The organism is Paenibacillus ilasis, from assembly GCF_043195395.1.
Classification (GTDB): domain Bacteria; phylum Bacillota; class Bacilli; order Paenibacillales; family Paenibacillaceae; genus Paenibacillus_AQ; species Paenibacillus_AQ lautus.
On sequence record NZ_JBHDJG010000002.1, the window covers coordinates 370,695 to 385,161 of the forward strand.

Below are 14,467 nucleotides of genomic sequence, written 5' to 3' on the forward strand. Positions count from 1 at the left end.
TCCAGGAAGCTGGAGGATGAACGGGCTACTGGGGATCTCCCTGTACCTTGTGTAACCCAGTTATTAGATCAAGCGTTTAAATTAATGAAATGAATGAAAGAGAGGAGTGATTTTATTCCAAGAGCAAAGAAACTCATAATTGCAATAGCAGTGGTGCTCTTAGCAGCTACTATGGCGATTATCTACTATTCGGTTCGATTGCCTTCTACAAGCGTCATTGCCCATTCTACTAAAATAGAAAGGATCTCTTTTCTATACCTGAAAGGAACTAACATGACACCTTACCTTATCGAATTCGAAGACCAAAATGAAGAGCTTAATCAATGGATGAGCATTTTAGACTCCGTGTCGTATACGAGATCGCCCAGATCGTTTTTTGGCAAAAACATAAGAAATGATGGGGGGCCTACGTTTGCATTCATTATTTTTTACCGTGATCGTGATGGAGAAATCAATGATTATTTTTTGGATATAAATCAAAAAGGTTATGTTCTAAGAGGAGGGAAGAAAATATATAAAATGGTTGATCGGGAAGCGGAGGTTTTTGATCAGCTATCCACATGGCTTTTTGAAAAAGCTGTTAGAATGCCTGTAACTTAGAAGCTGTAAGAAATGAACCACTAAAATGAACGCAGGAAATATGAATATGAAACCTCTCCGATGAAAGGAATGCTTAAGCGCCTTTCGTTTCTTCGTGAGAGGTTTCTTCTCTTTTGTCCGTTACATTCGGCAAATCTCTTTGGGGCAGTCCTCGCAGTGGCAAATATTCCGCAAATAGTCGGGATCAATGAGAACGATGCGTCCCCGTTCGGTAGAAATCACGCCAAGATCCTTAAGCTCATTCAATATCCGGTTAACGCTTTCACGGGTGGAACCAATCATCTCCGCCATTTCCAAATTCGTAATCCGCTTGCCAATGATGGCGCGCGCATCCTTGTTTGTCCCGCTCGTGCCGTACATATTGTACAGTCGCAGCAGCAGTGAGCACAGGGCCCCGGATTTACCATGCAGCAGCAGATCGCGTAATTTACTCTGCGTGGTGCGCTGCATGAGTGCCATCCAGCCCATATATTCCATGGCAAAGTCCCCGTTGGTGCGGATGACTTTATCCAGTTCGGTCTGCGGCACAATTCCGACTTCACTATCCTCCAAGGCTTTGGCTTCGAATTGGTGAACGGCTCGTCCGAACGGATCGGGTTCACCGAACAGATCGCCGGGGATGTGAAGCGATAAGGTGGCAGACATCCCGCCTTCCAGCAGCTTGGATACCTTCAAGCTTCCGCGGTTTACAAAGTACAGCCGGTCCGCAGGATCGTTCTCCTGGTATAGATAATCGCCGGCAAACAAACGGACAGGCTCGGCCATTTCCCGGATCAGAGCGAGATGCGGTTGTGAATAGACGGAGGAAGTGCCCGCTGGAAACAGCCCTCCATCCCACGCATCGGACCTTGCAGTTCGATTCTGTTTCATACGATCTTCTCCTTCCATAAGGTTATTCGGCAAGTTGATAATCGCCATTGGTCAGCTTAAATGCATGGGTCAGACCTGAGGTGAGATGGATTTGATGCTCGGTGGTGACGAAAATAGCTTCGGCATCGTCGCGGCTCTCGACGAACTGCCGACCTTCCGTTAGTCCAAGCGAGAAGACGGAAGTCGACATGGCGTCGGCGTCCATGGACGTGTCGGTCACAATGGTTACGCTGAGCAGGTCGTTATCGACCGGATAACCGGTGAAGGGGCTCAGAATATGGTGATACACTTTTCCGTCTGCTTCGAAGAAGCGCTCGTACACGCCGGAGGTTACGATCGTCTTATTGACGACCTCCAGTGTTCCCAGATGCTGCCCGCGCTTTTCCCCCGGGTCCTGGATGCCGATTTTCCACGGTGAACCGTCCGGTTTCGAGCCCATGGCAAGGATGTTGCCCCCAAGGTCGATGATGGCCGAATGGAAATCCTGCTGCTGCAAATAATCCGCGATGACGTCCGCTGCATACCCTTTCGCGATGGCACCCAGATCCAGCGACATTCCTTCTTTCTTCAGCAGAATGGCATGGGATGCAGGATTTAAAAAAACATCCTTGTAGTTCATTCGCTTCATGACTGCATCCAGTTCATCCTCTTCCGGCACAGCGGGGTGTTCACCGCCAATGCCCCAGAGGTCGACAAGCGGGCCTACGGTCGGTTCGAAATGTCCGCCGGAAGCCGCCGCGTAATCGATGGCGGTTTGGACAACCTTGAAGGTTTCCTCGGATACGCTCACTTCGGACTTACCCGCCGCTTGATTGACCCGATCAATCTCGCTGTCCGCCAGCTGCCGGTTCATGCGTTGGTCGATCCGATCCAGCAGTGCGCCTACCTCATCGAAATGCTGGGACGTCATCCGTTCATCGTAAACGCGGAGACTTACAATGGTATCGAATATAAAGTAACGTTCGGTTGCCGGTTCGCTGCTGGCGGCTACCTTCTGATCTGCTGTGGTTGTGCAGCCAATCGATCCCGTCATCAACAGGGTGAGCATGATCAACAGGCTGCTGTAGGAAAGAAGCTTCCTATACATGACAGTGCCTCCTCTTTTCAGTTCTGATGCTGTTCTCAATCGAGTTCCGATGATCTCAGCGTATCAGACCCTTACCTTGCTGAATGTGAGAAAAATCATTTCTGGCACTTGGTGCAGCCCTGATAATGAAGATAAGCAAAGCGAAGTGGAGAGATGCTGATGAAACGCGGAGATATTGGAATAGCGCTCGTGCTGATAGCGGTTGTCGCCTGGTTTGGAATATCCAAGTTTATGGGAGAAGACGGAGCGGCGAAGGGAACCTATGCCATGATCGAGGTGAATGGAAAGCATTATGATACGGTGGCGCTTACGGAAGAGCCCCGAGATATAGAAATCCGGACAGAGCGGGGATATAACCTCTTGAGGGTCTCCCGCGAGGGTATCGAGATGGTGGAGTCGGATTGTCCGGATCAGCTCTGCGTTGGGTTCGGTCACGTTCACGATGATCATGATACCATCGTATGTTTGCCCAATCGGGTGTTTGTAGAAGTGACCGGAGATCAAGTTGAAGGAAGTGAGCCGGATGCCGTTGTCTCCTGATCCCTATGCACTCCGCAAGCTGGTCGTGATCGCCATCTGCGCCTCCTTATCGGTGGTCCTTGGCATTGTGGAGGCCTTGATTCCATTCGTGGTCACGATACCCGGTGCCAAGCTGGGACTTGGCAATATTTTGGTGCTGACCTGTCTAGTCTGCCTAGGGGGCAGGGATGCCCTGTGGCTTATTGTTTTAAAGACATTGCTGACTGCCTTTATACTCGGAAGCTTCTCGACCTTCCTGTTCAGTATGTTCGGCGCGCTGGCAAGTTATTTGGTGATGTATGTCATGCTTAGGCTCGGGGGCCATAATTTCAGCTTAACCGGCGTGAGCATTGCAGGCGGCATCGCTCATAATATTGGCCAATTAACGGCAGCCTCGCTGGTATTGGGAACAACCAAAATTTATTATTACCTGCCATTTCTGCTCGGGGCGGGTGTCGTGACGGGCATCTTTGTAGGATGGGCTGCAAAACATCTGATCGAATCCCTGCGACGTATCGATCCGTTTGGCATGTTTCACACGGAAACCTAAGGAGGAGGCGTTAGGCATGGGCACAATGGATAAGTCAGAGCATGCAGTAAAGCTCAAGCACGTATATTACGGACAGGGCTGCACGAACGTGCTCAAGGACGTTTCGCTGACGATTCCCCATGGGCAGTGGGTATGCATCGCCGGAAGGAACGGGGCAGGCAAGTCTACGCTGATTCGGCTGTTGAACGGTCTGCTCCTCATGAGCCGGGGACGCATTCTTATCGATGGGCTGGAACTGAACGGCCGTACGCTGGGGGAGATTCGCCGTCATATCGGCATGGTGTTTGCCAACCCTGACGATCAGTTTGTCGGCCTCACCGTAGAGGATGATATCGCGTTTGGCCTGGAAAATCTGTGCCTGAGCCGGGAAGAGATGCTGCAGCGGATTCGGACCTATGCGGAGCGGCTGGATATGGTCCATCTGCTCCATCGCCATCCGGCTACTTTATCCGGCGGTCAGAAGCAGCGCGCTGCCATTGCCGCCGTACTGGCGATGGAGCCTTCTATCATTGTCTTGGACGAGGCAGCTTCCATGCTGGATGAGAAGGCTAAGAATGAGCTGCTGGGTTTCATGCGAACTATGCATAACGAAGGCCGATACACGATCATCTCCATCACCCATGACGTAGAGGAGATGGCCGAAGCCGACCGGATGATCGTGCTGGATGGCGGCATGGTGACGGCGGACGGAAGCCCAAGGGAGCTGCTGCTGCAGGAAGAGCTGCTCCAGCGTTGCAGGCTAAAGGTTCCGTTTGCCCTCCAGCTATGCAGGGAACTGAAAGCGCGGGGGATTGATATCGGCGAGCTGGTTAGGGAGAAGGAGGTGCTGGAGGCGTTATGGTCATATCATTCGAAGAGGTCTCTTACCGCTACCGGGACCGGGGGATGAGCCCTATTCTTGGACTCGACGGTCTTCATCTGGAGCTGGAGGAAGGTAGAATGATTGCTGTTCTCGGTGCGCCGGGTTCGGGGAAATCTACGCTTCTCCAGCATCTGAACGGATTGATACGGGCTGATGAGGGCTTGATTCGTATATTGGATTTCCGTCTTGAATCGGGTGACAGCAAGAAAGTCCCTGCCGGTCTGCGGCAACGCGTCGGTCTGGTGTTCCAATACCCGGAGCAGCAGCTGTTCGAAGAGACGGTGGAGAGAGATTTGCTGTTCGGGCCGCTTAATTTCGGGCGGAGTCCAGCCGAAGCTGCCGAGGCGGTCCGCAGAGCGGCTTCCTTCGTCGGATTGGACGAGGAGCTGCTGACACAGAGTCCCTTTAAGTTAAGCTCGGGCCAGATGCGAAAAGCGGCGGTCGCAGCCGTATTGGCGGCGGACCCCGACATTTTGGCCTTGGATGAGCCTACGGCTTCCCTCGATCCTGCGAGTCGCGAGGATTTGATGGAGCGGCTGCATGGATTAACGAGGACCCAAGGCAAGACGGTTCTCATCGTCACCCACCGGTTGGAGGAAATTGTGGCCTATGCGGACGAGTTCGTTGTAATTAAAGATGGCCAAGTCGTATTTCAAGGAACGGCCAAGGAACTGGTACACCGACAGGAGGTGCTGGAACAGGCGGGACTGATGGCCCCGTCGTCCGTGCGGATGGCGGGCAAGCTGGCAGCACAGCTTGGAGTACAGCCTCCGGAGATGCCGCCGGATGCGGCGGCGCTGGCGGATTGGTACGCAGGGCAGCTTGAAATGTAGGGCAGGGCGAAGCAGAGGCGAGAGGAGGAAGCATGGATGAAACGAAAAATCATCCTGGGCCGATATATGGAAGGTGATTCATGGATTCACCGTCTGGATCCGCGTGCCAAGACGGCGGTCATGCCGCTTTTTATGGTGGCCGTGTTCCTGGTAGACGGATATATGGGGGTCCTTGCGCTGCTGCTGTTCACTGCGGCGGTGATCCGGGCTACGGGTATCCCGTACCGTTATTTCATCCGAGCCATGAAGCCGCTGATGTTCCTGCTGTTGTTCATCCTGGTATTTCACCTTCTTTATGATGCGGGAGGCGGGAAACTGCTGGATGTGGGCGCGTTCAAGGTGTATGCCGGCGGATTGGAAAAAGGCATCGTGTCCGCCTCACGGATGGGACTCTTCATCATGTTGGCGGCGGTGCTGACCTTCACGACCCAGCCGGAGCAGCTGGCCCAGGGGCTCGGCAGCCTCCTGCGGCCCCTGACCTACACCGGTGTGCCGACCGATCGGCTGGTGCTGATGCTCGGGATTGCCCTCCGGTTCATTCCGACCATCTTCGAGGAAGCCGAGCGGCTGTGGAAGGCTCAGCAGTCCAGGGGACTGGACCTGTCGTCGCGGTCGCTCAAGGAAAAGGCACGGCTGATCATTGCCCTGCTGGTGCCCGTAACGACAGGCGCATTCCGGCGAGCCATCGGACTTGCCGATTCCATGGAAGCCAGAGGCTACCGGCTGGGTGCGCCGCGAAGCAGGTTCAGGGCCTTTGTGTGGAAGCGGGCGGAAACGCTGTTTGTCGCATTGTTCCTGCTGCCTGTGGCCGCGGCCGCGCTGCTGTAATTGGGGCTTGATGAAAATGAAAACCGCAGTCCTTAAGGACTGCGGTTATTTTACTCGAAATTGAAAAAACACCGTTCCATATAGGAACAGTGTTATCTGTCATACATATTAATTCGACGGCATCGGCGTATTCGTCGGCTCGATCCCCTGGTAGGCCTGGTCCACGGATTGCCGGATTTCCTTCATGTTAAGACCTTGCTGTCTGCCGCTCAGGTACATGTTCGTGACGTCCAGGCAGGTTTGACAGAACTTCGCGTGCGTGGTTGGCGTGAGCCGGCCATCGTCCTCTTGAGCATAGTAGCAATTGAGGTTGCTGCTGTGGCCTGCATCACCGCATCCGCAGAAGCAGGGCATAAAGGCCAAATGGCTGGCGTGGAGGATGGCTGCATTATATTCCTTCACGCTGGACATATGCGGAAGAGGCGCATCGGAATTCAGCAGGTAGTCGCTTTTTCCGTCGGATCGGCCTGCAAGGTTTTCCGCATACAGGATGTCGCTGCGATATGCACCGCTTACCACTTGAACTCCATTCACGCCTTCGAAGGTTTGCAGTGTAAGCGCGATGGCTTGTTCCGCCCGGTTTCCCTCCTCTGAATCGGTAAAAGCACGAAACGAGGGGGACAACTCAACCACGGTCACGCCATGCTCGGTCCGGATTTCAACGAAGGTTACGCCGTCAGGGATGGCGCTTTCAAGTTCAGGCGGTAATAGATCTCCAAGCTGGGTCAGCATGGACATGGCACTAACCTTGGGATAGCGGACGGACGTATCTGTCTGCACGTACTGGGATACTGGCGTGAATAAACCGGAATGCGGGTCATAGGCATGGAGGGTTACGCTGGGCATCGTGCTGGGGATAGCGGAAAGAATCGTCCCCTTGGGCGGACGTGCACCGTTCGCAGCGAGATCTTCCAGTTCGCGCAGGATCCGGTCGCTTGATATATCTTCGGTCAGTCTCCCGAGTTCTTCATCCTGAGCGTTCAGGAACAGGATGGTCGGGTGCTCTGTAATGCCGTACCGGTTAACGGCTTCCGTATCCTCCGAAATGCTGAAATACTGGTAACGGTAGGCTGGCGAGGCAGCTTCCATCTGTTCCATCACACCCAGCGCTTTGGAACAGCCGCCGCAGCCCTTGAGCGCAAAGATGGCGATGGAGCTCACTTGCGTGTCACCGGTACCCTGCTTTCCGAGAGGGGATGTTTTGAACAGCATGAAGCCCCCTGCAGCAAGCAGGATCAGGAAGATCGTCAGCGCCATTCTCCACCGCCAGATTCGTGTGCGGTTCATGTTCTATAACATCCTTTCATATCGAACAGGGATGCATCCATGATGGATGTATCCCTGTTCATTTGGAGTATATGGATTCATGTCTTTAGGGCAGAAAATATTGGAGCAGGGCCTGCAAGTCATGCTGGGCGGGATGATCGGCAAAGTCGCCGATCATCCGCTGAGCCTGTTCCGCATAAGACCGTGCAAGCTCTTCGCTTTGCATAATGGCCCCGCTTGCGGCGATGTGGAGGATGACCTCATCCATGTCAGCCGCCGCAGAATGGGGACCGAGCTGCCTGATTCCAGGTGCAAGAGTTGGATCGTTGAGGGCGTAAAGCACCGGCAGCGTAATGTTGCCGTTTCGCAGGTCTGCGCCGGCCGGCTTGCCGATGGCCTCCTTGGGCTTCGTGAAATCGAGCAGGTCATCCCGGATTTGAAATGCCATGCCGAGCGACTCCCCGAAATGAAAGAGCCGTTCAGCGGTTCGTGCGTCTGCTTTGGCTGCTTCCGCGCCCGCTTTCAGGCAGTGGGCCATCAGCAGGGCGGTTTTGCAGCGCGTTTTCTCCAAATACTGCTCCAGTGTTTGATCATAATTAAAGCGGTGGTGCAGCTGATCGTATTCTCCCATGCAGAGTTCGGTGACCAGAGCCGCAAGCTCGGCTAACCGGTAGGCATCCTCTTCGGAGACATCTTCGCTGCCCCTGCCTGACTCGTCATTGGAATTACCCGCGGCCCATTCGATGGCGCGGGCAATCATGTAGTTGCCAATGTGCACGGCCGTCTGGACATCCGTTGTTTCATGCAGGGTTGGCATGCCTCGCCGCATATCGGATTGATCGATGATGTCATCGTGTACCAGCGAGGCCATGTGTAAATATTCAAGCAGAACGGCCGTTTTCATGACGGCCGGCTCATGCCCGCTTTCCCCGAAACGGCTGCCGAGCACGACCATGAGCGGGCGCAGCCGCTTGCCGCCGGCGTTAATGAGATCCATGACGCTGCTCAGCACAACGGAGGGAGGAGTGAGGTCACGGTCTGAGGTGACCACCTCCCGGAGCAAGCGATCAAAGGAAGCGAGATCCACTCCAATTTGGTTATGAAGGTTCATCTGTATCAGCGCTCCTTTCCCCAGATAACTCCTTACGCGCTCCGTTGCTCCAGATAGCTGCGGATTTCACGTTTCAGCTCTTTAAGCAGGATTTCCGGTGAAACGTTCTTCATTAGTTTCAGTTGCATGCGCTTATGGAGGGGGAGAAGCCGGGACAGCAGCTTCCATTCCTTCCGTTTGACGGCAATCCGGTACATGAGCCCGGTCAAATAATCGCCGTCCAGCAGCATGCGTGTCAATCTCTCGTTGTCCTGTGCCTGCAGCTTGCCGTGCTTGCTTAGCGCGGAATGAATCAGGATGCTGCATGCCAGCACCGTCATTTTACGGGAATAGGCCAGTTCATAAGCGTTGATCATATCGGCAATGTCTCTCACCGGCCTGTTATCCATCTCCATCCAATCGATATCCGTTCCGGAATCGATATGCGACCGAAGCAGGTCGATCGTATCCTGTAATAGCTTCATATCCATCGTTATTGACTCCTTCCGGAAGGCTCGTGTTGATTAAGAGTGTGAATCCCGAAGAACGGCCTATGAACCGAATCGGCAAGCATGATAAGATAAGCCGATTCTCGCGAATGGTGGAAGATTAGTCCGTATACACGTACCATCGCCTTACGATCGGTATTCGTTTCCATACCTTCTTCAGCCAAGGATATACATAGTAGTCCAGTCCGAACGAACTGCCCGATCCACCGATTAGGGCGATCCCAGCTGCCAGATACCACAGCATTTCGTTAGGTGCCATACCCGATACCCAAACCATCGCGCCCATAGCAACGCTGGCTACGGCTGCAGGTGCCGTGAACAATCCGACGATCAGCAGGATGCCGACGATCAGCTCAGCCAGGACCATCGAGGTCTGAAACACATAGGCGAGCGAAGTATAGCCGCCGTCGCCGGTGTAGAACATCAGGTCCATCGACCAATCGACAATTGATTTCATGAAACCCGGAACCGGCAGGGCGGATACCGCTTCTGCGGTATAAGCGGAGGCGGCGGAGACCGCGTCAGCCGCTCCAGCTCCGGCTGCTCCGGTAGCATCGGCTCCGGCAGCAGACGCTGCGCTTACGCCATCGGCTGCTTTGGCAGGAATAAGGAACACCTTATTCGGATCCTCGATAATCTTATGGATCTTATCCCATCCCTGAGAGAGCCACATCCATCCGGCAAAAATCCGCAGCGGAACGAGCCAGAAATTCGGAGACCGTTTGGCAAAATGTCCGCCCACGAAGCTGCGATTGTTCCGAACATGGAAGAATTCATGCAGCAGGTAGTGATATACCTTGTTGAAGCCGCAAACCTGGAACAGATAGAGCATATTGATCATATGTTTGACCAGCATAGCCATAAAGCCGCTGAGCCTGAACATGTGGCCAGGCACACCCACGTTAGCTACCCCGTAGCGGCTGCCGATACAGACCATCGTTCCGTGGAACGTCGGTTTGTAGGATTTCATCGGTTTGTTCAATAGTTCAGCCACGATGTTATGCGCGATGACCGGGGCTGCGAGTTCCGCATTTTCCACCATTTGAGGTACGGGTGCAGCCGCTCCCTCAGGAATGTAGAAAATATTGTCCCCGACGACATAAACGTTCGGATGGGCAGGAACTTGAAGCTTGTCGTTGGTCAAAATACGCTTGCGGCCTTTTTGCTCGACATCCATATTGCCGACCACGTCGGAACCCTCAACCCCTGCGGTCCAGATAACCGTACGGGATTTAATGTCGCTTCCGCCGACGGTAACGCCGTCCGATTTCACTTCCGTAATCTTGGAGCCTGTGATGATATTGACGTCCATTTTGCGCAGCCGTTTCTCGGCTTTGCGGATTAACGGTTCGGGCAGGATCGGCAGGATCTTGTCGACCATGTCGGCGACATGCAGTGTAACCTCGCTTGGATCGACGTAGAACTCTTTGCATAATTGTCGAGTGAATTCGGCCAGCTCGCCGATCATTTCGACCCCGGTGAATCCACCGCCGACCACGACAAAGGTCAGCATTTCTTTGCGGACCTGCGGGTCGCGCTCCAGCACGGCTTTTCGGAACATGTTCAGGGTGTGTTCCTTCAGGCGGACCGCATCATCATACGACCATAAGGTAAAGGCGTGTTGATCTGCTCCCGGTATGCCGAAGAAGGTTGGCTTGCTGCCTGTTCCGATGACCAGATAATCATAGTTGTAGGTTTGTTTCTCTCCACGGAGTGTTTGACCGTCAAAGTCAATGCCGCCGATTTCATCCAGCACCACGTCTACATTGCGGAATCCGGAGAACACTTTTTTTAGGTCGATTTTGATGGAATCTTCCTCGACCCGGTTCGCGGCCACTTCATGCAGCTCGGTCAGCAGTGTATGATACGGCTTGCGGTCGATGAGTGTTATCCGCAAATCCTTCTGTTTGCGCAGTCGTTTAGCCAGCTTCTTGGCGGTAAGTATACCGCCATATCCGCCGCCCAGCACGATAATCTGTTTCATGCGAATCTCCCCTCAAGGAATAGTTGTCTTCTATCTATCGCTCTTGTGGCTTATTTGGCGCCTTCGAGTGCTTTTGTTGCCAGCTCTACCAATCCGTTGACGTGGATGGACACACCGGAGATTGCATCGGTTTTGCCGTCTTCCGCCGTTACGATAGCTTGCGGATCTTGCTTTTCAATCAAATACTGCTCGGCTTGGTAAGCCTGTTCATGCCATTCGGATTGAGCTCCGCCGTTCTTCATGCCGTATTCACCGGATTTGGAACGGGTGACTTTGTCGGTGCCGCCGTCTTTATGAACGCCGTTCCAGCTGACCGCGGCGATCTTGCCGTTAATAACGGTAACGTCGACGGTTTCCTTCCAACCGGACTTGGCATCGAAGTCAGCTGCCTCTGCATGATAACTGCCGTCTTTGTATGGTCCTGCTTCAACAGGTCCCGCCGCCAGCGCTTTTGCTGCCAGTTCCGTAAAACCGTTGACATGGATTGATACCCCGGAAACGGCATCCGTGCGGCCTTCATCGTTCAAGGTCAAGCCTTCAATCGACTGCTGAGCCACCAGGTATTCCTCCATTTTGGCTGCCTGCTCATGCCATTCCGCTTGAGCGCCGCCTTTTTCCTTCATGCCGTAGAAGCCTTTTTCGGAAAACATCTTCTTGTCCAAGCCGCCGTCCTTATGAAGTCCGTTCCAGTTGGCGCTGACGATCTTGCCGCCTTCGACTTTAATCGCTACAAGTTCCTTCCAGCCGGAGTCTTCGGCAAAATCGCCTTCGGCGTAATATAAGCCGTCCTGCAGGGTTCCTTCTTGTGAAGGCTGTTCTGTATTACTTGCGTTATCTGTGTTTTGGCTCTCTGCCGGTTTGTCCGTGGTGACAGGCTCTTTGTCTCCGTTGCCTCCGCAGCCTACGAGCAGCGCAAACATCAACATGACGGAGAGGGATAGAGAGAGTGTCCTTTTCATTCTGGTTTCCTCCTATGATTTTGTGAATTACTTCACAAATATTGTTCTTGAGTTCATTTTATTCTTAAAAAGAATAGTTATCGGTGAAAAAAATCACAAAGAGTCTCGGTGCTTCATGTTCGGCATGATCCTGTTGATTGTGTATGCAGGTTCATAGGTTAGATAATGCCTCGAATGTCATCCAGCGAATGGATGCCTTCGCTTTCCATCAATTCAATCAATTCATCGGCTAGGGTATCGCCGGCCCGCAGGTTGATGAAGTTGTAGGTTCCGATCTGTACGGCAGCGGCGCCAGCCATAATGAATTCGAGGATATCCTCGGCGCTGCTGATGCCGCCGATTCCAACGACCGGGATGGATACCGACCGTGCCACCTGATGGACCATGCGGAGCGCGATCGGCTTAATTGCCGGACCGGACAGCCCCGCGTAGGCTCTGTCAAAAACGCTTCGCCGTTCTCGAATATCAATCGCCATCGCTTGGATCGTATTGATGAGCGAAAGACCATCAGCGCCTTCGGCTTCACACATGCGTGCCATTTCCTTCAAATCCCTTGCACCGGGAGAGAGCTTGACGAGCAGAGGCAGCGTGGTCGCTTTCCGGACTGCGCGAACCACCTCTTGAGCCTGCTCATTCTCAACGCCGAAGGCCAGCCCGCCTTCCTTGATGTTGGGGCAGGAGATGTTGAGCTCAATCATGTCGACGGCTCGTTTGCCGGATGACCGTAACTTGAGACTGGCTTCGGTAAGCAGCTCGGCGCCCTCCGTATATTCCCGTATGGTGCCGCCGCCAAGATTGACGATGACCGCCGTCCCGTGCGAGGTCATCTCGGATAATTCATGTTCCAGAAAAGCGGGGATGCCCGGATTCTCAAGGCCAATGCTGTTCATGATGCCGGATGGCGTTTCATAAAGCCTTGTTCCTGAATTTCCAATTCGTGGAGTCAGGGTCAGTCCCTTGGAGATAATGCCTCCAAGCTTGCGAAGCGGATACAGATCCGCATACGGTTTGCCGAATCCAAACGTGCCCGATGCCGCCAAAATCGGGTTCGCCAGCGGTACGCCCGCCAGTTCACAATCGATGGAGATCATTCCAGTTCACCTCCTTCGCCGGAAATACGGGGCCATCGGTGCATACCTTGCGGCTAGAGCCAGCGGAGGTTAACGTGCAGCTGTTGCATGCCCCGATGCCGCAGCCCATTCGCTTCTCGATGGAGACGTGGAGCTTGGCGCTGGTACCTTCCGCTTTTTGGGCCAGACTGTGCATCATGGCAACCGGTCCGCATGCGAATATCGTATCATAGCGGCTCGGGTCCACTGCATCGACAATGGTGCCGCCGGATTTGACGGTGACATTGCGGCCTAACTCGTGGAATCCGGTGACTCCGAAGGGGACGCTGGTGTATCCCAGATATACGCTGGCCTCGGGTATCTCCTTAGCTGCCAGCAGCAGCGGGGCTACTCCAATGCCGCCTCCTACCAGTGCCGTCCGGCCTTGGGGCTCGGGGAATCCTTGCCCGAAAGGTCCTTCCAGCTGAATCTTGTCACCCGCTTGAAGCGCCGATAGCAGCCATGTGCCTGTTCCATGCACGCGATATAAGAAGGAAACGGAGTCCTCCGTCTGGTTATGAACGCTGATCGGTCGTGACAGCACAGGATAGGTATCCCAGCAGCGAAGCATGAAGAACTGTCCCATTCGTGCCGAATAGCTGCCTTGAACGGTAAGTCGATATATGCGATGGGCCAATCTGACATTTTGAATAACAAGGGCCACGTTCTCATTCTCCTCCCTTGGCGTACTTTTTCCGCCCGCTATGTTCCTTGCTACAGTATCACAGACGGATAACGCTACCTGTGACATTTCTCATATTCGGGCGTTATCCGGGATTGATACCTTTTGTATACATACACGAGACTGAAAAGGGTGGGGGATCATACATGAGAACACTGGTGATCGTTGCACATCCGGGTCTGCATGAGGGATCACGGATCAATCGCGAACTAACCGAAACGGTGAGACATAATCATGAGGTGACGATTCATGACCTCTATCAGCGGTATCCGGATGGAGGCATCGATATCGAGGCCGAACAGCAATTGCTGCTCCAGCATGACCGCATCGTGTTTCAATTCCCTTTCTGGTGGTACAGCTCACCGCCCCTGCTGAAGCATTGGTTCGACGAAGTGCTGACCTTCGGATGGGCGTATGGGCCGGGCGGTGACAAGCTCCAGGGAAAAGAGTGGGGCGTAGCCGTTACAACCGGCGGAGCCGCGGAAGCCTATGGCAGTGCAGGATACAACCGCTACACGGTGGAAGAGCTGACACGGCCCTATGAAGTGACGGCGAGCCTGGTAGGCGCGATCTACTTGCCGGTATTTACCGTTCATAATGCCATGCAGTTGACGGATGAAGAGCTGCAGCGTCATGCGGAGGATTTTGCGTTGCACGTTACAGGAGCGGTGAGATCCAGGTAAGGGTTACTATTGAAAGCGTGCAGCTGCAGTGATGGT

16 protein-coding genes are annotated in these 14,467 nt (G+C 53.7%); 7 read left to right on the forward strand and 9 right to left on the reverse strand.

Going from position 1 to position 14,467, the window contains the following annotated elements; translation table 11 throughout:
- The first annotated feature begins 93 nt into the window (after positions 1–93).
- A complete protein-coding gene (locus ACETK5_RS21785; RefSeq protein ID WP_326119586.1) occupies positions 94–600 on the forward strand; it encodes a hypothetical protein in 507 nt (168 codons plus the stop codon).
- Positions 601–720: 120 nt separating this feature from the next.
- On the opposite strand, the gene ACETK5_RS21790 is transcribed toward ACETK5_RS21785, so the two are convergent.
- Both ACETK5_RS21790 and ACETK5_RS21795 read right to left on the reverse strand, forming a co-directional pair.
- Entirely contained in the window at positions 721–1,470 is a 750-nt protein-coding gene (locus tag ACETK5_RS21790) for a Crp/Fnr family transcriptional regulator (protein ID WP_100539803.1), read from the reverse strand.
- A 22-nt stretch (positions 1,471–1,492) separates the two neighbouring features.
- Positions 1,493–2,557, reverse strand: coding sequence for an FAD:protein FMN transferase (locus tag ACETK5_RS21795; RefSeq protein ID WP_394057819.1), 1,065 nt, complete (start codon positions 2,555–2,557; stop codon positions 1,493–1,495).
- Between the two features lie 159 nt (positions 2,558–2,716).
- Between ACETK5_RS21795 and ACETK5_RS21800 the strand changes: the two genes are divergently transcribed.
- Genes ACETK5_RS21800 through ACETK5_RS21820 form a run of 5 tightly spaced genes read left to right on the forward strand, consistent with a single transcriptional unit; the run spans position 2,717 to position 6,149 of the window.
- Positions 2,717–3,097, forward strand: a complete 381-nt coding sequence (locus ACETK5_RS21800) for a NusG domain II-containing protein (RefSeq protein ID WP_100539805.1) — start codon at positions 2,717–2,719, stop codon at positions 3,095–3,097.
- Complete coding sequence (locus tag ACETK5_RS21805) at positions 3,081–3,626, forward strand: Gx transporter family protein (RefSeq protein WP_394057821.1); 546 nt, start codon at positions 3,081–3,083, stop codon at positions 3,624–3,626. Before ACETK5_RS21800 ends, ACETK5_RS21805 begins: the two co-directional genes overlap by 17 nt.
- A gap of 16 nt (positions 3,627–3,642) precedes the next feature.
- Positions 3,643–4,515, forward strand: a complete 873-nt coding sequence (locus ACETK5_RS21810; RefSeq protein WP_100539807.1) for an energy-coupling factor transporter ATPase — start codon at positions 3,643–3,645, stop codon at positions 4,513–4,515.
- Positions 4,464–5,321, forward strand: a complete 858-nt coding sequence (locus ACETK5_RS21815; protein WP_100539808.1) for an ATP-binding cassette domain-containing protein — start codon at positions 4,464–4,466, stop codon at positions 5,319–5,321. The genes ACETK5_RS21810 and ACETK5_RS21815 overlap by 52 nt, the downstream gene beginning before the upstream one ends.
- 36 nt (positions 5,322–5,357) lie before the next feature.
- The gene (locus ACETK5_RS21820) at positions 5,358–6,149 is read left to right on the forward strand and encodes an energy-coupling factor transporter transmembrane component T family protein (RefSeq protein ID WP_394057823.1); all 792 of its coding nucleotides are present in this window, start codon (positions 5,358–5,360) and stop codon (positions 6,147–6,149) included.
- A 108-nt stretch (positions 6,150–6,257) separates the two neighbouring features.
- Here ACETK5_RS21820 and ACETK5_RS21825 read toward each other — a convergent pair whose 3' ends face one another.
- From ACETK5_RS21825 to ACETK5_RS21855, 7 genes are all read right to left on the reverse strand, one after another.
- The gene (locus ACETK5_RS21825; protein ID WP_394057825.1) at positions 6,258–7,436 is read right to left on the reverse strand and encodes a PCYCGC motif-containing (lipo)protein; all 1,179 of its coding nucleotides are present in this window, start codon (positions 7,434–7,436) and stop codon (positions 6,258–6,260) included.
- A gap of 85 nt (positions 7,437–7,521) precedes the next feature.
- The gene (locus ACETK5_RS21830) at positions 7,522–8,526 is read right to left on the reverse strand and encodes a polyprenyl synthetase family protein (RefSeq protein WP_394057826.1); all 1,005 of its coding nucleotides are present in this window, start codon (positions 8,524–8,526) and stop codon (positions 7,522–7,524) included.
- A gap of 32 nt (positions 8,527–8,558) precedes the next feature.
- Positions 8,559–8,996, reverse strand: coding sequence for a hypothetical protein (locus tag ACETK5_RS21835; protein WP_326111585.1), 438 nt, complete (start codon positions 8,994–8,996; stop codon positions 8,559–8,561).
- 118 nt (positions 8,997–9,114) lie between these two features.
- Positions 9,115–10,998, reverse strand: coding sequence for an FAD-dependent oxidoreductase (locus tag ACETK5_RS21840; protein ID WP_394057828.1), 1,884 nt, complete (start codon positions 10,996–10,998; stop codon positions 9,115–9,117).
- Positions 10,999–11,048: 50 nt separating this feature from the next.
- Complete coding sequence (locus ACETK5_RS21845) at positions 11,049–11,957, reverse strand: FMN-binding protein (protein ID WP_100539814.1); 909 nt, start codon at positions 11,955–11,957, stop codon at positions 11,049–11,051.
- A gap of 158 nt (positions 11,958–12,115) precedes the next feature.
- Complete coding sequence (locus ACETK5_RS21850; protein ID WP_394057831.1) at positions 12,116–13,048, reverse strand: dihydroorotate dehydrogenase; 933 nt, start codon at positions 13,046–13,048, stop codon at positions 12,116–12,118.
- A complete protein-coding gene (locus ACETK5_RS21855) occupies positions 13,029–13,730 on the reverse strand; it encodes a dihydroorotate dehydrogenase electron transfer subunit (protein WP_100539816.1) in 702 nt (233 codons plus the stop codon). Before ACETK5_RS21855 ends, ACETK5_RS21850 begins: the two co-directional genes overlap by 20 nt.
- A 164-nt stretch (positions 13,731–13,894) precedes the next feature.
- Here ACETK5_RS21855 and ACETK5_RS21860 point away from each other — a divergent pair, with 164 nt between their 5' ends.
- A complete protein-coding gene (locus tag ACETK5_RS21860; RefSeq protein ID WP_394057833.1) occupies positions 13,895–14,431 on the forward strand; it encodes an NAD(P)H-dependent oxidoreductase in 537 nt (178 codons plus the stop codon).
- Positions 14,432–14,467: the final 36 nt, after the last annotated feature.